Source organism: Pseudomonas sp. NPDC077408, assembly GCF_050269105.1.
In the GTDB taxonomy this organism is placed as follows: Bacteria; Pseudomonadota; Gammaproteobacteria; order Pseudomonadales; family Pseudomonadaceae; genus Stutzerimonas.
On sequence record NZ_JBNNHS010000001.1, the window covers coordinates 604,724 to 625,576 of the forward strand.

The 20,853-nt window shown below is 57.8% G+C and carries 22 protein-coding genes, 1 tRNA gene and 2 pseudogenes; 21 read left to right on the forward strand and 4 right to left on the reverse strand.

Translation table 11 applies throughout. The features are described 5' to 3' along the window. Positions 1-245: 245 nt before the first annotated feature. A complete protein-coding gene (locus ACQKEK_RS03095) occupies positions 246-674 on the forward strand; it encodes an HIT family protein (protein WP_499140985.1) in 429 nt (142 codons plus the stop codon). Further along, positions 674-880 (forward strand): SlyX family protein, encoded by a 207-nt coding sequence (locus ACQKEK_RS03100; RefSeq protein WP_128119388.1) that lies wholly within the window; start codon positions 674-676, stop codon positions 878-880. Before ACQKEK_RS03095 ends, ACQKEK_RS03100 begins: the two co-directional genes overlap by 1 nt. A 52-nt stretch (positions 881-932) precedes the next feature. Here the strand turns inward: ACQKEK_RS03100 and ACQKEK_RS03105 are convergent. The 3 genes and pseudogenes from ACQKEK_RS03105 to ACQKEK_RS03115 form a co-directional block, all read right to left on the reverse strand. After that, a pseudogene (locus ACQKEK_RS03105) lies at positions 933-1,151 on the reverse strand (cold-shock protein); the annotation flags it as partial. 150 nt (positions 1,152-1,301) lie between these two features. After that, positions 1,302-1,577: pseudogene (locus ACQKEK_RS03110) on the reverse strand (cold shock domain-containing protein membrane protein); the annotation flags it as partial. A 285-nt stretch (positions 1,578-1,862) separates the two neighbouring features. Beyond that, a complete protein-coding gene (locus ACQKEK_RS03115; RefSeq protein ID WP_019342527.1) occupies positions 1,863-2,333 on the reverse strand; it encodes a Dps family protein in 471 nt (156 codons plus the stop codon). 371 nt (positions 2,334-2,704) lie between these two features. Here ACQKEK_RS03115 and aspS point away from each other — a divergent pair, with 371 nt between their 5' ends. From aspS to nadA, 17 genes are all read left to right on the forward strand, one after another. Next, entirely contained in the window at positions 2,705-4,480 is a 1,776-nt protein-coding gene (gene aspS, locus ACQKEK_RS03120) for an aspartate--tRNA ligase (protein WP_499140986.1), read from the forward strand. A 75-nt stretch (positions 4,481-4,555) separates the two neighbouring features. After that, positions 4,556-5,302 (forward strand): YebC/PmpR family DNA-binding transcriptional regulator, encoded by a 747-nt coding sequence (locus ACQKEK_RS03125; protein WP_128119385.1) that lies wholly within the window; start codon positions 4,556-4,558, stop codon positions 5,300-5,302. Between the two features lie 148 nt (positions 5,303-5,450). Next, a complete protein-coding gene (ruvC, locus tag ACQKEK_RS03130; RefSeq protein WP_216706879.1) occupies positions 5,451-5,975 on the forward strand; it encodes a crossover junction endodeoxyribonuclease RuvC in 525 nt (174 codons plus the stop codon). 78 nt (positions 5,976-6,053) lie between these two features. Beyond that, positions 6,054-6,659, forward strand: coding sequence for a Holliday junction branch migration protein RuvA (gene ruvA, locus ACQKEK_RS03135; RefSeq protein ID WP_046161930.1), 606 nt, complete (start codon positions 6,054-6,056; stop codon positions 6,657-6,659). 156 nt (positions 6,660-6,815) lie between these two features. Further along, complete coding sequence (gene ruvB, locus ACQKEK_RS03140) at positions 6,816-7,868, forward strand: Holliday junction branch migration DNA helicase RuvB (RefSeq protein WP_499140987.1); 1,053 nt, start codon at positions 6,816-6,818, stop codon at positions 7,866-7,868. 51 nt (positions 7,869-7,919) lie between these two features. After that, entirely contained in the window at positions 7,920-8,363 is a 444-nt protein-coding gene (gene ybgC, locus ACQKEK_RS03145; RefSeq protein ID WP_045428729.1) for a tol-pal system-associated acyl-CoA thioesterase, read from the forward strand. A gap of 2 nt (positions 8,364-8,365) precedes the next feature. Next, on the forward strand, positions 8,366-9,058 hold the full coding sequence (tolQ, locus tag ACQKEK_RS03150) for a protein TolQ (RefSeq protein ID WP_045428727.1): 693 nt from the start codon (positions 8,366-8,368) through the stop codon (positions 9,056-9,058). Positions 9,059-9,070: 12 nt separating this feature from the next. Continuing rightward, positions 9,071-9,523: a protein TolR gene (tolR, locus tag ACQKEK_RS03155; protein WP_045428725.1), complete on the forward strand. Its 453-nt coding sequence runs from the start codon at positions 9,071-9,073 to the stop codon at positions 9,521-9,523. Next, positions 9,523-10,527 (forward strand): cell envelope integrity protein TolA, encoded by a 1,005-nt coding sequence (tolA, locus tag ACQKEK_RS03160; protein ID WP_499140988.1) that lies wholly within the window; start codon positions 9,523-9,525, stop codon positions 10,525-10,527. The genes tolR and tolA overlap by 1 nt, the downstream gene beginning before the upstream one ends. 20 nt (positions 10,528-10,547) lie before the next feature. Continuing rightward, positions 10,548-11,825, forward strand: a complete 1,278-nt coding sequence (gene tolB, locus ACQKEK_RS03165; protein ID WP_499141343.1) for a Tol-Pal system beta propeller repeat protein TolB — start codon at positions 10,548-10,550, stop codon at positions 11,823-11,825. Positions 11,826-11,874: 49 nt separating this feature from the next. Beyond that, a complete protein-coding gene (gene pal / locus ACQKEK_RS03170) occupies positions 11,875-12,378 on the forward strand; it encodes a peptidoglycan-associated lipoprotein Pal (protein WP_045428720.1) in 504 nt (167 codons plus the stop codon). A 6-nt stretch (positions 12,379-12,384) separates the two neighbouring features. Further along, positions 12,385-13,212, forward strand: coding sequence for a tol-pal system protein YbgF (gene ybgF / locus ACQKEK_RS03175; protein ID WP_499140989.1), 828 nt, complete (start codon positions 12,385-12,387; stop codon positions 13,210-13,212). 116 nt (positions 13,213-13,328) lie between these two features. Continuing rightward, the gene (queE, locus tag ACQKEK_RS03180; RefSeq protein WP_499141344.1) at positions 13,329-13,976 is read left to right on the forward strand and encodes a 7-carboxy-7-deazaguanine synthase QueE; all 648 of its coding nucleotides are present in this window, start codon (positions 13,329-13,331) and stop codon (positions 13,974-13,976) included. 32 nt (positions 13,977-14,008) lie between these two features. Then, the gene (gene queC, locus ACQKEK_RS03185) at positions 14,009-14,683 is read left to right on the forward strand and encodes a 7-cyano-7-deazaguanine synthase QueC (protein WP_128119379.1); all 675 of its coding nucleotides are present in this window, start codon (positions 14,009-14,011) and stop codon (positions 14,681-14,683) included. A gap of 52 nt (positions 14,684-14,735) precedes the next feature. Then, positions 14,736-14,811, forward strand: a tRNA-Lys gene (locus ACQKEK_RS03190). A 195-nt stretch (positions 14,812-15,006) separates the two neighbouring features. Further along, entirely contained in the window at positions 15,007-16,503 is a 1,497-nt protein-coding gene (gene scpC, locus ACQKEK_RS03195) for a succinyl-CoA:acetate CoA-transferase ScpC (protein ID WP_128119378.1), read from the forward strand. 239 nt (positions 16,504-16,742) lie between these two features. Beyond that, complete coding sequence (nadA, locus tag ACQKEK_RS03200) at positions 16,743-17,801, forward strand: quinolinate synthase NadA (RefSeq protein WP_499140990.1); 1,059 nt, start codon at positions 16,743-16,745, stop codon at positions 17,799-17,801. A gap of 61 nt (positions 17,802-17,862) precedes the next feature. Here nadA and ACQKEK_RS03205 read toward each other — a convergent pair whose 3' ends face one another. After that, positions 17,863-19,293 (reverse strand): M48 family metalloprotease, encoded by a 1,431-nt coding sequence (locus ACQKEK_RS03205; protein WP_128119376.1) that lies wholly within the window; start codon positions 19,291-19,293, stop codon positions 17,863-17,865. Positions 19,294-19,399: 106 nt separating this feature from the next. On the opposite strand from ACQKEK_RS03205, the gene ACQKEK_RS03210 reads away from it, so the two are divergent. Together ACQKEK_RS03210 and ACQKEK_RS03215 are read left to right on the forward strand one after the other, a co-directional pair. Next, complete coding sequence (locus tag ACQKEK_RS03210) at positions 19,400-19,651, forward strand: sulfurtransferase TusA family protein (protein WP_128119375.1); 252 nt, start codon at positions 19,400-19,402, stop codon at positions 19,649-19,651. 19 nt (positions 19,652-19,670) lie between these two features. After that, positions 19,671-20,750 (forward strand): AI-2E family transporter, encoded by a 1,080-nt coding sequence (locus tag ACQKEK_RS03215; protein ID WP_499140991.1) that lies wholly within the window; start codon positions 19,671-19,673, stop codon positions 20,748-20,750. Positions 20,751-20,853: the final 103 nt, after the last annotated feature.

A 20,853-nucleotide genomic window follows, 5' to 3' on the forward strand; every position in this document is an offset into this window, starting at 1 on the left:
CCCGTCCATGCAGCTTTTTTGTCCAAAGCAATAACCGTGCACAAAACTCATTTACTGATTTTTTGCGACGATTCGAGTCGATGCATGTTGCCGCTCGCGCTAAAGCAGGGCTGAGTGGGAACCTGCTGCACCTCGCTGGTGCGCGTTGCTTTGCTGATCCCCTTTCGAGTGCTGGAGTATCCTGCCGCAAACGACCAGGCAAAGCTTAGCTGGCGCCGACATCAAATTAGGCAAAGGAGACCTTTATGTTCGTTCTCGATGAACGCTTGCAGCAGGACACGGTGACGCTGGGCAACTTTCCGTTATGCCGGTTGCTTTTAATGGATGATGCCAGTTATCCATGGTTCATTCTGGTGCCCCGTCGGGAGGAGGTCAGTGAGCTGTTCCAGCTGGATCCGGCCGATCAGCAACTGTTGTGGCGAGAGGCGACGGCCCTGGCGGAAATAGTCAAAGACACCTTTGGCGCGGACAAGATGAATGTGGCAACACTGGGCAATGTCGTGAGCCAGTTGCATGTGCATGTGATTGCCCGGCGGCGGGACGATGCTGCCTGGCCGGCCCCGGTGTGGGGATTTCAGTCGGCCAAGCCTTACAGCGAAGCGCAGCTAGCCGCGATCAAGCAGAAGTTGGAGCTGGTGCTCACCGACGGCTTTCTGTTCGAGGGGGGTAGATAATGGACTTGGAACAACGCATCACCGATTTGGAAGCGCGCCTAGCTTTTCAGGACGATACTATCCAGACCCTTAATGATGTGCTGGTCGCACAGCAGCGCACAGTCGACAGACTGCAGGCACAGCTAGGTTTGCTCGCAAGACGGCAGGAAGATCTGCAAAGCAGGATGGAAGGCGAGGGAGATGAGGCGCCCCCTCCGCATTACTGATAAGGCGGCGGGGTGTATTGACGGCAGGGTGGCGTAGCACCCTGCGCTGGGATCATTGGTTGATCGGGTCGGCGACTACGTCTTCGGCCTGGAGGCCTTTATCACGCATCATGATCGTAAATTCGACGCGTTGGCCTTCAACCAGCACCCGATGACCTTCCCCTCGAATCGCCCGGAAGTGGACAAATACATCGTCGCCACTGTCACGGGAAATGAAGCCAAAACCCTTTGAGGTGTTGAACCACTTGACGGTACCCGTTTCGCGTCCGGCGGTTGGAGTCGCGGCATGACTAGGTTGGACCTTACGGGCCTTGCTGGCGCCACGGTGGGCGCCGGCGCTTGCGCTTTTCGTTTGGCTTGTTGCCAGTTGCAGCAGTACGGCAATGAAAGCGAGCATGAGACTGGCAAGGGTCGCCGGCTGGCCAGCGAAGCTGGCGACAGGAATCAATACGATGGCCGCCTGGACGGCGACTGCAGCGATCAGCAGCGCGGATGCGCCGAACAGAATCGGACGACCGTGACTGTGACCAGTGGTGTTCAGTTGGATGGAGGCGGCGAACTGCACGTTCAGCAGTCCCAGAAGCAGCAGGCATAAGGCTGCAGGCTGGACCAGCAGAGGCACGGCGCCGGTTAGGCTGGGTACGAAGGACAATATCAAGGCGGCTACGCCCGTTAACACATGAAGGATCTTAAGCATTCTTATGACTCACAGTTAAATAGCACGACAGAATGCGGCAGGCTGTAGGGCAAATTGAGACGCTGAGTGTGGGTGAAGCGATCACTCGTATTTGATGGTGCCCTGCCTGCGGCGCGCGCGAATTTAACAGCAAAGCGTGCCCACGCAAAATTCGCTGCGGTTTAGGTGAGGAGCGGTCGGGGTGAGGTTTGTCAGGTCTAGCTTGTCAGGGTCCAGTTTGCGCCGGATGGAACGGGATAGCCGCGAATACAGTTATCCCGTTCGTAAGCGAGGACGCTAGTGCGGTCAGGCAGCCAGCAGGCTGCGCAGCATCCAAGCGGTCTTCTCGTGGATTTGCATGCGCTGAGTCAACAGGTCAGCGGTGGGCTCATCGCTGACTTTTTCCAGCAGCGGGAAAATGCCACGTGCTGTACGGACTACGGCTTCCTGGCCTTCGACCAGTAGTTTAATCATCTCTTCAGCGGCCGGAATTCCCTCCTGCTCCTTGATAGACGAAAGCTTAGAGTAGGCCGCATACGTACCTGGCGCCGGAAAGCCCAGTGCGCGGATCCGCTCGGCAATGTCATCCACAGCTAGCGCCAGTTCGGTGTACTGGGTCTCGAACATCGTGTGCAGGGTGTTGAACATCGGTCCTGTCACGTTCCAGTGGAAGTTGTGGGTCTTCAGATACAAGGTGTAGGTATCGGCCAGCAGGCGGGACAAACCGTCCGCAATTGCGGCGCGATCCTGTTCAGCAATACCAATGTCGATTTCCATGGTTTTCTCCTGTTTGATGAATTCGCTGACATTTATGCCAGAAAAGGAGTGTCTTTGGTGAAGTGCTGCGATGGCAGCGGCGGCATATGGGTTCGAAGGCTCAAAGACGGCTTCGGTTCAAAAAGGATGGTTATGGGCCTGATTGCTTGACCCTATCGGCAGCCGGCTGCGTTGAAATGATTATGCAGATATAATCCCGCGCTTGTGTCGGGCGGCTCGTTTTGCCGTGCGAGGAAGCGCTGCGGTGCTGGTGCTTGATCCTCCATTGCCGACGATTGATATTCCGGGCGGGACGCCACTAGGTAGCCGCCTGCACAGTCGCGATTCCAGCGACCCAACGAATTTCCAAGATACGAGAAGCGAACCTCACCATGATGCGCAGCCACTATTGCGGCCAGTTGAACGAAAGCCTGGACGGCCAGGAAATCACTCTTTGCGGCTGGGTTCACCGTCGCCGTGACCACGGCGGGGTTATCTTCCTCGATGTACGTGACCGTGAGGGCCTGGCTCAGGTCGTGTTCGATCCCGACCGTGCCGAAACTTTCGCTGCCGCAGACAAGGTGCGCAGCGAGTACGTGATCAGGATTACCGGCAAGGTGCGCCTGCGCCCGGCCGGTGCGGTCAACCCGAACATGACGTCCGGCGCTATCGAAGTACTGGGTTACGAACTTGAAGTTCTGAACGAGGCGGAAACCCCGCCGTTCCCCCTCAATGAATACAGCGACGTAGGTGAGGAAACTCGCCTACGCTATCGCTTCATCGACCTTCGTCGTCCGGAAATGGCCGAGAAGCTCAAGCTGCGCTCGAGAATCACTGCCAGCATCCGTCGTTACCTAGACGAAAATGGCTTTCTCGACGTTGAAACGCCTATTCTCGGGCGCCCGACCCCTGAGGGTGCACGTGATTACCTGGTGCCTAGCCGTACCCATCCCGGTAATTTCTTCGCGCTGCCTCAGTCACCACAGCTCTTCAAGCAACTGCTGATGGTTGCGGGTTTCGACCGTTACTACCAGATCGCCAAGTGTTTCCGTGATGAGGACCTTCGCGCCGATCGTCAGCCAGAATTCACCCAGATCGACATCGAAACCAGCTTCCTCGATGAGTCCGACATCATCGGAATCACCGAGGGAATGGTGCGCAAACTGTTCAAGGAAGTACTGGACGTCGAGTTCGGCGAGTTCCCGCACATGCCGTTCGAAGAAGCCATGCGTCGTTATGGCTCCGACAAGCCGGACTTGCGTATTCCGCTGGAGTTGGTCGACGTGGCCGATCAGTTGCAGCAGGTTGATTTCAAGGTATTCAGCGGGCCGGCGAACGATCCCAAGTGCCGCGTCGCCGCGCTGCGGGTACCGGGCGGTGCAAGCATGCCGCGCAAGCAGATCGACGACTACACCAAGTTCGTCGGCATCTACGGTGCCAAGGGGCTGGCGTACATTAAGGTTAACGAGCGCGCTAAAGGCGTCGAGGGACTGCAGTCCCCCATCGTGAAGAACATTCCGGAAGACAAGCTAAACGTGATCCTTGATCGCGTTGGTGCCGTTGACGGGGACATCGTCTTCTTTGGTGCGGATAAGGCCAAGATCGTATCCGAGGCGCTGGGTGCGCTGCGCATCAAGCTTGGTCATGACTTGAAGCTGTTGACCTGCGAGTGGGCGCCGATGTGGGTCGTCGACTTCCCGATGTTCGAGGAGAACGATGACGGCTCGCTCAGCGCGCTGCATCATCCGTTCACCGCACCCAAGTGCACGCCTAAGGAGCTGGAAGCCAACCCGGCGGGTGCGCTGTCGCGTGCGTACGACATGGTTCTTAACGGCACCGAGCTGGGCGGCGGTTCGATCCGTATTCACCGCAAGGAAATGCAGCAGACCGTGTTCCGCATTTTGGGTATCGACGAGGCAGAGCAGGACGAAAAGTTTGGCTTCTTGCTCGATGCGCTCAAATTTGGCGCGCCGCCGCACGGTGGTCTGGCGTTCGGCCTCGATCGCCTGGTGATGCTGATGACCGGCGCGCAGTCGATTCGTGAAGTCATTGCTTTCCCGAAAACACAGAGCGCCGCAGACGTCATGACCCAAGCGCCGGGTGCCGTGGATGGCAAGGCGTTGCGTGAATTGCACATTCGCCTGCGCGAGCAGCCGAAAGCCGAATGACGGCACAAGAGCCCAGGGAAACCTGGGCTCTTGGTTTCAGCAAGATGAAAAGTTGATCGGAAAGGGAGGCAGTTAATGGCTGGTCATTCCAAATGGGCCAACATCAAGCACCGCAAGGGGCGTCAGGACGCCAAGCGCGGCAAGATCTTCACCAAGCTCATTCGCGAGCTGACGGTTGCCGCTAAGAGCGGGCCTATTCCCGCAGACAATCCACGTCTGCGCTTGGCGGTCGACAAGGCACTGGTTGCGAACATGTCGCGGGACGTCATCGACCGTGCCATTGCGCGCGGCGCAGGCAACAACGAGGCCGACAATGTCGTCGAGTTGACCTATGAAGGCTATGCGCCTAGCGGCGTCGCCATCATTGTCGAGGCCATGACAGACAACCGTAACCGTACAGCAGCTGAGGTGCGTCATGCCTTCAGCAAGCACGGCGGAAACCTCGGCACGGATGGGTCGGTGGCCTACATGTTCGATCGCAAGGGGCAGATCAGCTTTGCGACGGGCGTAGAAGAGGACGCATTGATGGAGGCGGCGCTTGAAGCCGGCGCCGACGATGTGGAAATGGGCGAAGACGGCTCGGCTCTGGTGTCTACAAGCTTTACAGATTTTCATGCCGTCAACGAGGCGCTGGGTGCGGCCGGGTTCAAGGGTGACGAGGCGGACATCGCCATGATCCCGTCGATCGCTGCGCCGGTCACTGAGCTCGAGACTGCGCAGAAAGTGCTTCGCCTGATTGATGCGCTAGAAGATCTGGATGACGTACAGAACGTCTACCATAACGCTGAGATTCCAGATGAAATCATGGAACAGCTGGACTGATCCGTTGCGTTAAGTAGAAAGCCGGAAGTCACCGAGTGTGCTTCCGGCTTTTTATTGGCGCTGAGCTTGGTGTCCCGTGATGTCGCTGGTCGCCACGACGGGGCGTCCTTATACTGGTGGCTGGATAAATAGACAGTATGGCGACTGAATGACGCTTATTCTGGGGATAGACCCCGGTTCACGGATCACCGGCTACGGCGTAGTGCGGGATAACGGTCGCAGCTGCGAATATGTAGCGTCGGGCTGCATTCGGACCGGCAGCGGTGAGCTTTCGGCGCGCTTGCAGGCGGTATTCTGCGGCGTCAGCGAAGTCATTAGGCTCCATGGTCCTGTGACGATGGGCATCGAGCAGGTGTTCATGGCGCGCAACGCCGACTCCGCATTGAAGTTGGGGCAGGCGCGAGGGGCTGCAATCGTAGCGGCCGCTGAGCACGGGTTAGAGATATCTGAGTACACCGCCACGCAAGTTAAACAAGCGATTGCAGGAACTGGCGGGGCGGATAAGCAGCAGGTGCAGATGATGGTGATGCATCTGCTGAAATTGACGCAAAAACCGCAAATCGACGCATCTGACGCTCTGGCCATTGCCCTGTGTCATGCACATCATCGTCAGAGCCTGATTCCACACGGTCTTGCCGGTGCTAAGCGAAGAGGCGGGCGCCTGCGGCTGTAGCTGAGTTCACCGGTGTTGTTTGAAGGTTGTATGAGCAATCCGATCGGCTAAAGATCGATTGAACGAGGATGTATCAACGTGATTGGACGCTTGCGCGGTACCTTGGCGGAAAAGCAACCGCCTCATCTGATTCTCGATGTCAACGGCATCGGCTACGAGCTCGAAGTACCCATGACTACACTGTATCGCCTGCCTTCGGTGGGTGAGCCAGTCACGCTTCACACCCATCTGGTGGTGCGTGAAGATGCGCATCTGCTCTACGGTTTTGCCGAAAAGCGCGATCGCGAACTGTTTCGGGAGCTGATTCGGCTGAATGGTGTCGGGCCTAAGCTTGCCTTGGCCCTTATGTCCGGCCTTGAGGTGGATGAACTGGTACGTTGTGTCCAGGCGCAGGACACTTCGGTGCTGGTCAAAATCCCCGGAGTCGGCAAGAAGACCGCCGAGCGACTGTTGGTCGAGCTGAAGGATCGCTTCAAGGCCTGGGAGACCATGCCGTCCATCGCTACCTTGGTGGCGGAACCTCGGGGGGCTGTGGCAGTCTCAAGCGCCGAGAGTGATGCCGTCAGCGCGCTGATCTCCCTTGGCTTCAAGCCGCAAGAGGCGAGCCGTGCCGTAGCCGCCGTACAGGAAGACGATTTGAGCAGTGAAGACCTAATCCGCCGTGCACTGAAGGGAATGGTCTAACGTGGTTGCTCGAGCTTTTTTTGCTGAGTTGCTCGTCACGTTGGGGGGGCAGCGTTATTCGCTTCCCTGCGACCGCGGCGAGTTGCCCGTGTGGTGTCTGATCTCGCAATCCATCTGCGCTCTGCCTGATTCGGAGCTCAGCAAGGGTGAGCGGTTATGATCGAAGCTGATCGTCTGATAACTGCCACCGGTCGGGACCGCGAGGAGCAGTTCGACCGCGCCATCCGCCCGCTGAGTCTTGCTGAATATATTGGTCAGCCGGTGGTGCGCGAGCAGATGGATCTCTTCATCCGTGCGGCGCGTGGGCGCAAAGAACCGCTGGATCACACGCTTATCTTTGGTCCGCCAGGGCTGGGTAAGACCACGCTGGCTAACATCATCGCCCAGGAAATGGGTGTCTCGATCAAAAGCACCTCAGGCCCCGTGCTGGAACGGCCGGGCGATCTTGCGGCGTTGCTGACGAACCTGGAAGAGGGTGATGTCCTCTTCGTCGACGAGATCCATCGACTGTCACCAATCGTGGAGGAAGTGCTTTATCCCGCGATGGAGGATTTTCAGCTCGACATCATGATTGGTGAGGGCCCCGCGGCACGCTCGATTAAACTCGACTTACCACCGTTTACGCTGGTTGGCGCGACGACGCGGGCCGGCATGCTCACCAATCCGCTGCGCGACCGTTTCGGTATCGTCCAGCGTCTCGAATTCTACTCGACGGCTGACCTGGCAACGATCGTAACTCGATCAGCCGGAATCCTCGGTCTACCTATCGAGGCGGAAGGGGCGGTCGAAATCGCCCGTCGCGCCCGTGGTACGCCGCGTATTGCCAATCGCCTGCTCCGTCGGGTGCGTGACTTCGCCGAAGTGCGTGGTAATGGCGAAATCAGCCGCACTACCGCAGACCTCGCGCTGAACATGCTCGATGTCGATGAGCGCGGTCTGGATCACCAGGATCGCCGTTTGCTGCTAACGCTGATCGAGAAGTTCGATGGCGGTCCGGTTGGCATCGACAGCCTCGCAGCTGCTATCAGCGAAGAACGTCACACCATCGAGGATGTGCTTGAGCCCTATCTGATCCAGCAGGGTTACATCATGCGCACCCCGAGGGGGCGCGTCGTCACGCGTCACGCCTATCTGCATTTTGGTTTGAATCTGCCAAAACGTTTGGGAGATACGCCGACTCCCGACCTTTTCGGTGGCGACACAGAGTGACGAAAATTTCTTTGTTTTACCCGATTGGCAATTGCAGGGCCTGGCACTAGTATGCGCGCGGAATCACAAGCTCAATTGTTCTCCCATCGCTGTCGCGTGTATTACGAAGATACCGATGCGGGTGGCATCGTTTACTACGTCAATTACCTAAAGTTCATGGAGCGGGCCCGTACCGAGCGGTTGCGTAGCCTGGGTTTTGCCCAGTCGCAGCTGGTTGGTGAAGACCTGCTTTTCGTCGTGCATTCGAGTGAAGCGCGTTACCACGCCCCGGCGCGTCTGGACGATGAGTTGCTGGTAACAGCCGAAGTGGTCGAGGTGAAGCGTGCAAGCCTGCGTTTCAAGCAGCAGGTGCGGCGAGCTGACGATGATGTGCTGCTCTGTGAAGGGCAGTTCGTGGTGGCCTGTGTGCGCACCGAGAGTTTGAAACCCCGTCCCATTCCCGAGCTGCTTCGTGTCGCTTTCGTCGGGTCGGGTCTACCCCCAGCAGGAGAGTAAGCGTGGAATCCAACGTCGATCATATGTCCATGTGGAGCCTGATCAGCAACGCCAGCTTTGTGGTTCAACTGGTCATGCTGATCCTGGTAGGCGCCTCGGTGACTTCATGGATCTTGATTTTTCAGCGCGGCAACATGATCCGAGCCGCCAAGCGGGCGCTGGACGCTTTTGAGGAGCGTTTCTGGTCGGGCATCGACCTGTCCAAGCTTTACCGGCAGGCCGGAAGCAATCCGGACCCGGACTCGGGCGTCGAACAGATTTTTCGGGCAGGTTTCAAAGAGTTTTCCCGCCTGCGTCAGCAGCAGGGCGTCGATCCGGACGCGGTTATGGATGGTGTGAATCGTGCGATGCGAGTGGCCATCTCTCGCGAAGAAGAAAAGCTCGAGCAGGGCCTGCCGTTCCTGGCAACCGTTGGTTCGACTAGCCCTTATATCGGCCTGTTCGGTACCGTGTGGGGCATCATGAACTCCTTCCGCGGGCTGGCGCAGGTTCAGCAAGCCACTCTAGCCACCGTTGCGCCTGGTATCGCCGAAGCACTGATTGCCACGGCAATCGGGCTTTTTGCGGCAATTCCAGCGGTCATCGCTTACAACCGCTTCGCGGCGCGTGGCGAGATGCTCATCGGTCGTTATTACACCTTTGCCGACGAGTTCCAGGCGATCCTCCATCGCAAAGTTCATACCTCCGAAGATTGAGGCCCGCTGGCCATGGCAAGAATTCGCAACAGACGCAAACCCGTCGCCGAGATGAACGTGGTGCCGTACATCGACGTGATGTTGGTACTGCTAGTGATCTTCATGGTGACCGCCCCAATGCTCAACCAGGGTGTGAAGGTCGACCTGCCAAAGGTCAGTAGCGAAGTGCTGCCCCAGGATAACGATGCGCAGGTGCTGACGATTTCGATCAAGGCTGACAAGACCTATTACTGGAACATTGGCAGCGAGGTCGATACCGATACCGTCCAGGACAAGGCGCTAACGCTAGAAGAAATGACCAAGGCGGTCACCGCGATCATGAACCAGAACCGCAGTCAGGGTAAGCAGATCCAGGTCTTCGTGCGAGGCGATAAAGCCGTGGATTACGGTTCGGTAATGGCGGCGATGGGCGGGCTGCAGGAAGCGGGCGTGGGTAACGTCGGCCTGATTACCGAGGCGCCTTGATGCAACAGCCGGATCGTTCGCGCTCTGAGAGTCTCTACTGGCCCACCATTTTGGCGGTGGGCCTGCATGTCATAATTTTTGGGATGCTCTTCGTTAGCTTCGCCATGACGCCGGAGCTTCCGCCGTCCAAGCCTATCGTCCAGGCCACCCTGTATCAGCTCAAATCCCAGAGCCAGGCCAAAGTACAAACGAACCAGAAAATTGCGGGCGAAGCGCAGAAGACCGCTGCTAAGCAGTATGAAGCCGAGCAGCTGGAGCAGCGTAAGGTCGAACAGCAAAAACAGGCGGCCGCAAAAGCTGCGGAACAAAAAAAGGCTGATGAGGCTCGAAAGGCCGAGACAGCCAAGGCTGATGCAGTGAAGAAAGCCGCCGAAGCCAAGAAGGCAGATGAAGCAAAAAAAGCCGAGCAGCTGAAGCAGGCGGAGATAGCCAAGAAAAAAGCGGCCGAAGAAGTGCAGAAGAAAAAAGCCGCCGAGGAAGCGAAAAAGAAGGCCGCTGCCGAAGCGGCGAAAAAGAAAGCCGCAGAAGAGGCGAAGAAAAAAGCGGCTGCTGAGGCAGCAAAGAAGAAGGCCGCCGAGGAGGCGAAGAAAAAAGCCGCAGCCGAGGCTGCCCGAAAGGCTGCTGAAGACAAAAAGGCACAAGCATTGGCCGAGCTACTTTCGGATGATACGGAACGACAGCAGGCGATGGCCGATACACAGGGCGACCAGACCGCGGGGAATTTTGATGATCTGATTCGCATGCGGGCTGCTGAAAACTGGACTCGGCCACCGTCGGCGCGAAATAACATGTCGGTAACGCTACGAGTCAACATGCTGCCGGACGGCACCATTACCGCTGCGACTGTTTCACGTTCCAGTGGCGATGCACCGTTCGACAGCTCCGCAGTAGCGGCAGTAAAGAATATCGGTCGGCTGACCGAGATGCAGGGGCTCTCTGCTCAGGATTTTCAGCCGTATCGTTCGTTCACGATGACGTTTACGCCTGAGGATCTAGCGTTGTGATCAATTACCTTCGAGGTTTCATCGTTCTTCTCTTGTTTGTGCTGGGTAATGCCACAGCCCAGGAGAAGAACATCGTTGTTACCAGCGGCGCGGACCGGGCGATCCCGATCGCGGTGGTGCCGTTCGGCTGGCAGGGTGGGACTGTCCTGCCTGAAGACATGGCCGAGATAATCGGCAATGACATGCGCAATTCCGGAATCTTCCAGCCGATTCCCAAGCAGAACATGATCAGTCTGCCCACTCGTGGCACTGAGATCATCTTTCGGGACTGGAAGGCGCTCGGCGCGCAGTACGTCATGGTCGGTAGTATCACTCCGGCTGCCGGCAAGCTGCAGATCCGCTACGAGGTGTACAACGTAGCCACCGAACAGCAGATCCTGACTGGCACTGTCGGTGGTTCTCAAGACCAACTGCGGGACATGGCGCACTACGCGTCCGATCAGGCTTTCGAAAAGCTCACGGGCATCAAAGGCGCATTCTCGACCCGTCTGCTGTATGTCACAGTCGAGCGTCTTGGTGGCGCCAATACTCGCTATACCCTGCAACGCTCCGACTACGACGGTGCTCGGGCGGTGACCTTGCTGCAATCCCGAGAGCCCATCCTTTCCCCACGTTATTCGCCGGACGGACGCCGTATCGCCTACGTTTCATTTGAGCAGAAGCGTCCGCGCATCTTCATGCAGCACATCGATACCGGTCGTCGCGAACAGATCACCAATTTCGAGGGGCTTAACGGTGCGCCAGCATTTTCGCCGGATGGCAATCGCCTGGCATTCGTGTTGTCGAAGGACGGCAATCCCGAGATCTATGTGATGGACCTCGGCTCGCGTCAGTTGCAGCGTCTGACTGACCATTATGCGATCGACACGGAGCCATTCTGGGGTGCTGATGGCCAAACCATCTATTTCACCTCAGACCGCGCCGGCAAGCCGCAGATCTACAAGCAGCGTCTTGGCACCAATAACGCCGAGCGCGTTACCTTTGTGGGCAACTACAACGCTAACCCTAAGTTGTCGGCCGATGAGAAGACGCTGGTCATGATCCATCGTCAGGAGGGTTACACGAACTTCAAGGTGGCGGCGCAAGACCTGCAGCGTGGGAATCTGCGCATCCTCTCCGAGACAAGTTTAGATGAGTCGCCCACTGTTGCGCCTAATGGCACCATGCTAGTCTACGCGACCCGCCAGCAGGGCCGGGGAGTCTTGATGCTCGTATCAATCAATGGTCGAGTTAGGCTCCCGCTTCCTACTGCTCAAGGCGAAGTCCGTGAGCCATCGTGGTCCCCTTACCTGAACTGATGCGGTATCAACGCTTTATCTAACCAAAACACACCTGGGGTTGTTACACATGGAAATGCTGAAATTCGGTAAGTTCGCTGCGCTGGCTCTGGCTATGGCCGTAGCTGTTGGTTGTTCGTCCAAGGGCGGCGACGATTCTGGCGAAGGTTCCTCTGCCATTGATCCGAACGCTGGTTATGGTGCCGACAGTGGTGCCGTTGACGGCAGCATGAGCGAAGAAGCTGCTCTGCGCGCTATCACTACTTTCTATTTCGAATACGACAGCTCGGACCTGAAGCCGGAAGCCATGCGCGCGCTGGACGTTCATGCCAAGGATCTGAAGTCCGCTGGCAACCGCGTTGTTCTGGAAGGCCACACTGACGAGCGTGGTACTCGTGAGTACAACATGGCTCTGGGCGAGCGTCGTTCCAAGGCTGTTCAGCGTTATCTGGTTCTGCAGGGCGTATCGCCTGCACAGCTGGAACTGGTTTCCTACGGTGAGGAGCGTCCGGTTGCTATGGGCAACGACGAGCAGTCCTGGGCTCAGAACCGTCGCGTTGAACTGCGTAAGTAATAAACCATGCTCAAGCACCGTTATGCTCTGACGCTTTTTGCACTTGGACTGCCGCTGTTTGCGGCGGCCCAGGTTCCGGTAGTGGACTACGACTCGCAAAACCAAAGTGGTGCGGCTGGGTCGGGCTATTCAACCGGGGCGGATACTGGCGGTGCCTATGCCGGGGGCGGAGCGTCAGCTCCGTCTTCGGCGCAGGGCATGCTCTTCGTGCAGTTGCAGCAAATGCAGGAAGAGATTGCGCAATTGCGCGGCATGCTCGAAGTGCAACAGAACGACATCCAGCGCCTGAAACAGGAAGGGCTGGAGCGATATCAAGATTTAGACCGTCGCTTGTCGGCTGCCTCTTCGGGTGGATCGACCAGCCAGAATTCTTCGACCGCTGGCGCAATTGACGCTAGCGGGGCCGCGCAGGCGCCCACAGGCACCTCAACAGCGCAAACGGCGAGCAGTCAGTCAGCTGATCCTGAAAAGGAAAAGCTTTATTACGACGCCGCATTCGATCTGATCAAAGCAAAGGATTTCGACAAAGCCAGTCAGGCATTTGCCGCTTTCCTGCGCAAGTACCCCAGTAGTCCCTATGCGGGTAATGCTCAATATTGGTTGGGTGAAGTGAATCTCGCCAAAGGTGATCTGCAAGGTGCCGGACAGGCATTCGCCAAGGTCAGCCAGGCGTATCCTCAGCACAACAAGGTGCCCGATTCGCTGTACAAACTTGCGGATGTCGAGTTGCGTATGGGTAACCGTGACAAGGCCAACGGGATTCTTCGGCAGGTCATTGCCGATTATCCGAACAGCTCAGCTGCGCAGTTGGCTCAGCGTCAACTGAATCGATAGGCCATCCCTTGCTTCTGCTTCAAACCCGCCCCTCCGGCGGGTTTTTTCGTTAGAATCGCGGCCCCTTCCCGCAACGGAGGCGGATGGCCTGTTTAGCCGTTACGCCCGTGGCTGATATGCACCATACCTTGCGAATCACCGAGATTTTCCATTCGCTGCAGGGCGAGACGCGCACCACTGGCCTGCCCACTGTGTTCGTCCGCCTGACCGGCTGCCCGCTGCGCTGTCAGTACTGCGATACTGCCTATGCCTTCGGCGGCGGCGAGGTCATACCGTTCGATGCCATTTTGGCACGCGTCGCCGCGTATCGGCCGCGGTACGTTTGCGTCACGGGTGGTGAACCACTGGCCCAGCCGAACTGCATACCATTGCTTAGGCATTTATGTGACGCCGGCTACGAAGTTTCTCTGGAAACCAGTGGCGCTTTGGATATCTCGGCGACTGACGTGCGGGTAAGTCGGGTGGTAGACCTGAAAACGCCAGGCTCGGCAGAAGTGGCACGCAACCGCTACGAGAACATCGGTCATCTAACGCGCAATGACCAAGTCAAGTTCGTGATCTGCTCGCGTGAAGACTACGATTGGGCAGTGACCAAGCTGATCGAGTACAGACTAGAAACGCGGGCGGGTGAAGTGCTTTTTTCACCCAGCCATGGGCAGGTAGAGGCGCGGGCGCTGGCCGACTGGATTGTCGCCGACAACCTTCCGGTGCGTCTGCAGTTGCAGCTGCACAAAATTCTCTGGAACGATGCGGCTGGGCATTGACTGGTCGCAAAGGTTTTCGACGGGCTTTAACTATGACTTCCAAGAAAGCTGTAATCCTTTTGTCCGGCGGGCTCGATTCGGCGACCGTGGTCGCGATGGCCAAAGCTGACGGTTATGCCTGCTACAGCATGAGTTTCGATTATGGCCAGCGTCATCGCGCAGAGCTGCAGGCTGCGGAGCGGGTGGCTCAGCACTTGGGCGTAGTTGAGCACAAAGTGATTGGTATGAATCTTAACGGGATTGGCGGATCGGCTTTGACAGATAGCAGTATCGCCGTGCCTGAAGAGCTAGGAGAAGGAATACCTGTCACCTACGTGCCGGCACGCAACACCCTGTTTCTTTCGCTGGCATTGGGTTGGGCTGAGGTGCTGGGCGCCCGGGATATTTTCATTGGTGTGAATGCAGTCGACTACTCAGGCTATCCAGATTGTCGTCCGGAGTTTGTCGAGGCTTTTGAGCGGCTGGCCAATCTCGCCACCAAGGCGGGTGTAGAAGGGCGCGGGTTTTCCATTCATGCCCCGCTGCAGGACCTAAGCAAAGGGGAGATCATCCAAGCTGGCGAGCGATTAGGTGTCGACTACAGCATGACCGTTTCCTGCTATCAGGCAGACGAAGATGGGCGCGCGTGTGGCAAGTGCGACAGCTGCCGATTACGTGCAGCCGGCTTCAGCGAAGCTGGTGTCCCTGACCCTACACGCTACAAGTGATTCAAAAAAAACTTGATTTACTCAATCAAATCAGTATCATGCGCCCCGCATCGGGTCGTTAGCTCAGTTGGTAGAGCAGTTGGCTTTTAACCAATTGGTCGTAGGTTCGAATCCCACACGACCCACCAAATTCCCTAGGGAACGAAAAAGCCGGAGGCCGAAAGGTCATCCGGCTTTTTTATATCCGCAGTTTATAAAGCTATAAGACCAAGCGTGCGACACGGTTATTAAGGTCAGTTCCTCTACGACCTTGGTATGTGACCCGAGCGTCTTTAAACGTACTAGACTGCCATCTTCCGATTTCTCAGTGGTTCGAGGCTCAAATGTATTCTGATCGCATCCGCTTGTCCTCCCTGCATAGCAAGGTCATGAGCGCCGACGAGGCCGCTACTCATGTGCTCGACGGTATGACTGTCGGCATGAGCGGTTTTACCCGTGCCGGTGAAGCCAAGGCCGTTCCCATGGCGCTGATCAAGCGTGCCAAGGAAAATCCGCTGAAAATCAGCCTGATCACCGGTGCCAGCCTTGGCAACGATCTGGACGGGCTGATGGCTGAGGCTGGCCTGCTGGCCCGTCGTATGCCGTTCCAGGCGGACGCAGCGCTGCGCAAGGCGATCAACGCGGGCGAGGTCATGTTCATCGACCAGCATCTGTCGCACACCGTTGAGCAAATGCGTAACCACCAGATCAAGAAGCCCGACCTCGCAATTATCGAGGCCGTTGCGATCACAGAAGATGGTCACATCGTGCCGACCACGTCGGTGGGCAACTCTGCCAACCTGGCTCTGTTTGCCGACAAGGTGATCATCGAGCTGAACATGGCACACAACCCGAATCTCGAAGGTCTGCACGACATCTACATCCCGGGTGAGCGCCCGAATCGCCAGCCGATCCCGCTGCTGAAAGTTGATGATCGTATCGGCACCGGCGCCATCCCGATCGACCCGGCGAAGATCGCCGCTATCGTTGTCACGGATCAGCCTGATTCCTATTCCACTGTCACGCCGCCGGACGACGAGACTCAGGCCATCGCAAATCACCTGATCCACTTCTTCAAGAAGGAAGTCGATGCAGGTCGTCTAAGCAACAGTCTCGGCCCGCTGCAGGCCGGTATCGGCAACATCGCCAATGCCGTAATGTGCGGCCTGATCGATTCGCCGTTCGAAAATCTGGTGATGTACTCCGAGGTGCTGCAGGACTCCACCTTTGATCTGATCGACGCGGGCAAGATGGTCTTTGCTTCCGGTTGTTCCATCACCCTGTCCGAGCGCTGCAACAGCCGCGTGTTTGGCAATCTGGAAAAATACAAGGACAAGCTAGTTCTGCGTCCCCAGGAGATTTCCAACCATCCGGAGCTGGTGCGTCGTATCGGCATCATCGGCATCAACACCGCACTCGAATTCGACATCTACGGCAACGTCAACTCGACTCACGTTGGCGGCACCAAGATGATGAATGGCATCGGCGGTTCGGGTGACTTCGCCCGTAATGCGCATATGGCCATCTTCGTCACCAAGTCGATCGCCAAGGGCGGCAATATCTCCAGCGTGGTTCCGATGGTCGCGCACGTCGACCACACCGAGCACGATGTCAGCATTCTGGTAACCGAGCAGGGCCTGGCTGACCTGCGAGGCTTGGCGCCTCGTGAGCGTGCTCGTGCGATCATCGACAACTGCGTGCATCCGTCCTACCGCGATGCGTTGAATGCTTACTTCGATGCGGCTTGTAAGAAGGGTGGGCAGACGCCACACCTGCTGCACGAAGCGATGGATTGGCATACCAACCTCGAAGAGCGTGGACACATGCTCAAGGGCAAGTGATGCAGAGCCCGCCGACGAAAGTCGGCGGGCTTTTCAGTTCAGGCTGATCTTTTGTTGTTTCCCCATCCGCTTTCACTTTTCTGAAAGCTTCGGCTAGTATTCCCCCCCCTTGGTAACGGCAGGGGTGAAAGGCTCGGCCCGTCCTCGCTTCATCTCTTCCTTCGCTACGTCCGTATTCTCGGCCTCGATGGCTATAATCGGCGGCTCGTACACCGCCGTGCTTGCAGGAACCAGCGAACATGACGCATATCCCCGAACGTATTCTGGTGCAGGCTCACCTGGCGGCCAAGCAGCCCAAGCCGCTGACGCCTGAGCAGGAGGCGCAGTTGCGCAGTGATATCGCCGCCGAACTGAAGCGGCAAAACGCGGTGCTGGTTGCCCACTATTACACCGACCCGGTGATCCAGGCATTGGCCGAGGAAACTGGCGGCTGCGTTTCGGATTCGCTGGAGATGGCAAGATTCGGCAACGAGCACTGCGCGCAGACGGTGGTCGTGGCAGGCGTCAAGTTCATGGGTGAAACGGCGAAGATCCTCAATCCCGAGAAGCGGGTCCTGATGCCGACATTGGAGGCGACCTGTTCTTTGGACCTTGGGTGCCCGGTCGAAGAGTTCTCGGCATTTTGCGACCAGCATCCAGAGCGTACCGTTGTGGTTTATGCCAACACGTCCGCCGCGGTAAAGGCACGTGCCGATTGGGTCGTCACCTCCAGTTGTGCGCTGGAAATCGTCGAAAGCCTGATGGATAACGGCGAGAAGATCATCTGGGCCCCCGATAGGCACCTCGGAAACTACGTGCAGCGTGAAACTGGCGCCGACATGTTGCTTTGGGATGGCGCATGCATCGTCCATGAAGAGTTCAAGTCGAAGCAATTGGAGGACATGAAAGCGCTGTATCCGGACGCAGCAGTGCTAGTCCATCCAGAGTCGCCTGAATCGGTGATCGCCCTTGCCGACGCGGTCGGGTCGACCAGTCAGCTGATCAAGGCGGCGCAGACCCTGACGAACACGACGTTCATCGTCGCGACTGATCGCGGGATTTTTTATAAAATGCAGCAGCTTTGCCCGGACAAGCAGTTCATTGAGGCGCCGACGGCCGGCAGTGGCGCCACCTGTCGGAGTTGCGCTCATTGCCCGTGGATGGCGATGAATACACTCGAGCGCACGCTTGAGTGCCTGCGCACTGGCAGCAATGAGATACGGGTCGATCCGGCTTTGATACCGCGAGCAGTCAAGCCGCTCAAGCGCATGCTTGAATTCACTCAGGCCGCTCGCATCAGGCAGGCTGGCAACGCCTGATGCAAGAGCTTGGACGGGTTGTGGGCCTGAATCCTGTGGCAGCCTGAGGCTGCTGCAGGATTCAACGCAACATGTCCTCAACCATACGTTTTTCTTCGATCAGCTGTTTCTGCCGGGCATCAATTCGTGCCGCGCTCTGGAAGTTGTTCGAGCGACGTTTGGCGAAGTCCAACTGCTCGATTGCCTGATCATAATCCCCAACGAGTGCGAAATATTCCGCGCGGGCCTGATGCAGGCCGATGATGTTGCCGGTGAGGCCACGGATTTCTGCAACCTGATACCAGATGTCCGGGTCCTGTGGCCGGGCTTCCACCAGAGCGTCAAGCTCCTGCTCGGCATCCTGCAGTTTGTTTTCCTTGATCAGCAGATCAATATTCGCCTGGCGTACCGGATAATTTCCTGGGTAAAGGATAAGCAAGCCCTGCAACCGCGCGCGCGCGGCGGCAAGGCGGTTAGCCGTGATGTCCAGCTCGATCTGGGCTAGGTTGTAGGTGGCATCGTCCGGTTCCTTTGCCAGCAATGGCTCAAGGTTCAACGTGGCTTCCTTCAGCTGGCCGCTTTTCATCTGCGCCAGCGCCAGCCCGTAGCGAGCCGCGTCGAGGTTCGGATCGTCCGCTAGCATCGCGCGGAAGCGCTTGGCGCTGACCCCTGGCGTGCTTTCGAACTTCAGGTCCATGCGAGCACGTAGCAACTGATACTTCAGACTGTCTTCGACGCCTGTATCGGGGTATTGCTCGGCGCGGTTCTTGGTGTCGGCAATACGTGATTCGGTGACCGGGTGGGTGAGAAGGAATTCTGGTGGCTTCTGGTCATAACGATATTGGCGCATCAGGCGGCCGAACATCTCAGGCATGGCGCGCGGGTCGTAGCCGGCTCGCTCAAGGTTGATGATGCCAATTCGGTCGGCTTCTTGCTCGTTCTGTCTGGAGAAACGACGCTGAGATTGAATTGCCGCCGCCTGCGTCGAAATAATGGCTGCGATGCCGGCATCGCCTGCACCAGCCGCAGCGGCGACAACACCGGCGAGCATGGCCGCCATCAGTGGTAGCTGCATACGTTTTTGCGCTTCCAGCCCGCGCGCGAAATGGCGTTGCGACAGGTGGGCCAGTTCGTGCGCGAGTACCGAGGCGTACTCGGCTTCAGTCTGCGCATGAAGAAACAATCCGCCATTGACCCCAATGATGCCGCCGGGCGCGGCAAAGGCGTTCAGCTGTGGGCTGTCGAGCAGCACGAATTCCAGGCGACGATCCTGTAGCTGGCTGGTTTCGGCCAGGCGATACACGCTGCGCTCCAAGTAGTCCTTCAGCAGCGGGTCGGACAGCTGAGGGACCTGGCCACGCAACAGGCTGAGCCAGGCTCTGCCCAGCTGATGTTCCTGCTCTGGCGAGACGATGCCGGAGCTGGAGTCGCCGAGCGAGGGAAGGTCGTTGGCTAGTACCGGCTGGCCGATCAGGCAGGCAAGTGTCAGCAGGGTAGGGCGCAGCAATTTCATCCAGACTGGCTCTTAAAGGCGGGAGCGCTACTGTAGCCTTGTGCTCGGGTCGCTGGCCAGAGCCGGGCGCAGCTCGGTATCCTGCAGCCCTTTCGAGGAGATGAACATGATTCAACAGGGTGCCCCCGGCATGGCCTGTGACGCCGAGCTGGATGCGGTCGGGCTGGCCTGTCCGATGCCGCTGCTAAAGGCCAAGCTGGAACTCAATCGACTGGCCAGCGGGCAAGTATTAATGGTCACCGCGACCGACCCGGGATCGCAACGCGACTTTCGCAGTTTCGCCAATCTGGCCGGCCATACGCTGCTGCACGAAGAAGCGGACGAAGGGCTTTACCGTTACTGGCTGCGCAAGGCCTGACGGCTGTTAAGGAAGGCATATGCTCAACGTGTTACGGAGTTGGATACATCGCTATTTTTCGGATGAGGAGGCGGTGGTCCTTGGGGTTCTGCTGGTGGTCGCCTTTGCGACAGTGTTGACCCTCGGTCACATGCTGGCCCCCGTCATCGCCGGCTTGGTGCTGGCGTATCTGATGCAGGGGTTGGTCGGTGCGCTGGAGCGAATCAAGCTGCCGCATTTGATAGCGGTTTGGCTGGTGTTTTTGATGTTCATCGGTCTGCTGACCGTCTGCATGCTGTTCTTGGCGCCGTTGATGTGGCAGCAGGTGCTGACGCTGTTCAACGAGCTCCCGCGGATGCTAGTGGAATGGCAGTCGCTGCTGCTTCTTCTGCCCGAGCGCTACCCCCAATTGCTCACTGAGGTGCAGGTGCTGCGGGGTATCGATTTCATCCGCGGCGAGGTCGGTCGTTATGGCCAAATCATGCTCACGTCTTCGTTGTCGAGCCTGCCGCTGCTGCTGAGCCTGATGATCTATCTGATCCTGGTGCCGATCCTGGTGTTCTTTTTTCTCAAAGATCGCCAACAGATTAACGATTGGCTCAGTGGTTACCTGCCGCACGAGCGAGGGCTGATCACCCAGGTCGCGCAAGAAATGAATGTGCAGATCGCCAACTACATACGCGGCAAGGCGATCGAGATTCTGATCTGTGGTGTGGTCTCGTATGCAGTGTTCGCCGCCCTTGAGCTGAACTATGCGGCGTTACTGGCCATGCTCGTCGGGATTTCGGTGGTGGTGCCCTATATCGGGGCCACTGTCGTTACCATTCCGATCGCATTGATCGGGCTCTTTCAGTGGGGGGTGGGCGACCAGTTCATCTACTTGATGGTGGCCTACGCCATTATCCAGGCGTTGGATGGCAACGTTTTAGTGCCGCTGTTGTTTTCCGAGGCGGTGAATCTGCACCCTGTTGCGATTATCTGCGCCGTGCTGCTGTTCGGTGGCTTGTGGGGCTTCTGGGGCGTGTTCTTCGCGATTCCCTTGGCGACCCTGTTCAAGGCCGTGCTTTACGCTTGGCCGCGCCGGCCGGCCACGCTACCGGTGGTGGAGCACGTCGGATAATTTTAAAGGCGGCACGTCGGAAGGGCGGCCCGGTGGGGAGCGCAGCAGGCGAGGCCACGGCAAGCTGCAAGCCGTAGCCTCAGCATTCCCGGTTTGCTGCGAT

Bases quoted from the DNA above. Each gene is read 5' to 3' on its own strand.
- ybgC (WP_045428729.1), top strand. From the start codon at position 7,920: ATGCGCGCGGAATCACAAGCTCAATTGTTCTCCCATCGCTGTCGCGTG.
- ACQKEK_RS03100 (WP_128119388.1), top strand. From the start codon at position 674: ATGGACTTGGAACAACGCATCACCGATTTGGAAGCGCGCCTAGCTTTT.
- queE (WP_499141344.1), top strand. From the start codon at position 13,329: ATGCACCATACCTTGCGAATCACCGAGATTTTCCATTCGCTGCAGGGC.
- nadA (WP_499140990.1), top strand. From the start codon at position 16,743: ATGACGCATATCCCCGAACGTATTCTGGTGCAGGCTCACCTGGCGGCC.
- ACQKEK_RS03205 (WP_128119376.1), bottom strand. From the start codon at position 19,293: ATGAAATTGCTGCGCCCTACCCTGCTGACACTTGCCTGCCTGATCGGC.
- ybgF (WP_499140989.1), top strand. From the start codon at position 12,385: ATGCTCAAGCACCGTTATGCTCTGACGCTTTTTGCACTTGGACTGCCG.
- pal (WP_045428720.1), top strand. From the start codon at position 11,875: ATGGAAATGCTGAAATTCGGTAAGTTCGCTGCGCTGGCTCTGGCTATG.
- ACQKEK_RS03210 (WP_128119375.1), top strand. From the start codon at position 19,400: ATGATTCAACAGGGTGCCCCCGGCATGGCCTGTGACGCCGAGCTGGAT.
- ACQKEK_RS03115 (WP_019342527.1), bottom strand. From the start codon at position 2,333: ATGGAAATCGACATTGGTATTGCTGAACAGGATCGCGCCGCAATTGCG.
- ACQKEK_RS03095 (WP_499140985.1), top strand. From the start codon at position 246: ATGTTCGTTCTCGATGAACGCTTGCAGCAGGACACGGTGACGCTGGGC.
- tolA (WP_499140988.1), top strand. From the start codon at position 9,523: ATGCAACAGCCGGATCGTTCGCGCTCTGAGAGTCTCTACTGGCCCACC.
- aspS (WP_499140986.1), top strand. From the start codon at position 2,705: ATGATGCGCAGCCACTATTGCGGCCAGTTGAACGAAAGCCTGGACGGC.
- scpC (WP_128119378.1), top strand. From the start codon at position 15,007: ATGTATTCTGATCGCATCCGCTTGTCCTCCCTGCATAGCAAGGTCATG.
- ruvC (WP_216706879.1), top strand. From the start codon at position 5,451: ATGACGCTTATTCTGGGGATAGACCCCGGTTCACGGATCACCGGCTAC.
- tolR (WP_045428725.1), top strand. From the start codon at position 9,071: ATGGCAAGAATTCGCAACAGACGCAAACCCGTCGCCGAGATGAACGTG.
- queC (WP_128119379.1), top strand. From the start codon at position 14,009: ATGACTTCCAAGAAAGCTGTAATCCTTTTGTCCGGCGGGCTCGATTCG.
- ACQKEK_RS03125 (WP_128119385.1), top strand. From the start codon at position 4,556: ATGGCTGGTCATTCCAAATGGGCCAACATCAAGCACCGCAAGGGGCGT.
- ruvB (WP_499140987.1), top strand. From the start codon at position 6,816: ATGATCGAAGCTGATCGTCTGATAACTGCCACCGGTCGGGACCGCGAG.
- ACQKEK_RS03215 (WP_499140991.1), top strand. From the start codon at position 19,671: ATGCTCAACGTGTTACGGAGTTGGATACATCGCTATTTTTCGGATGAG.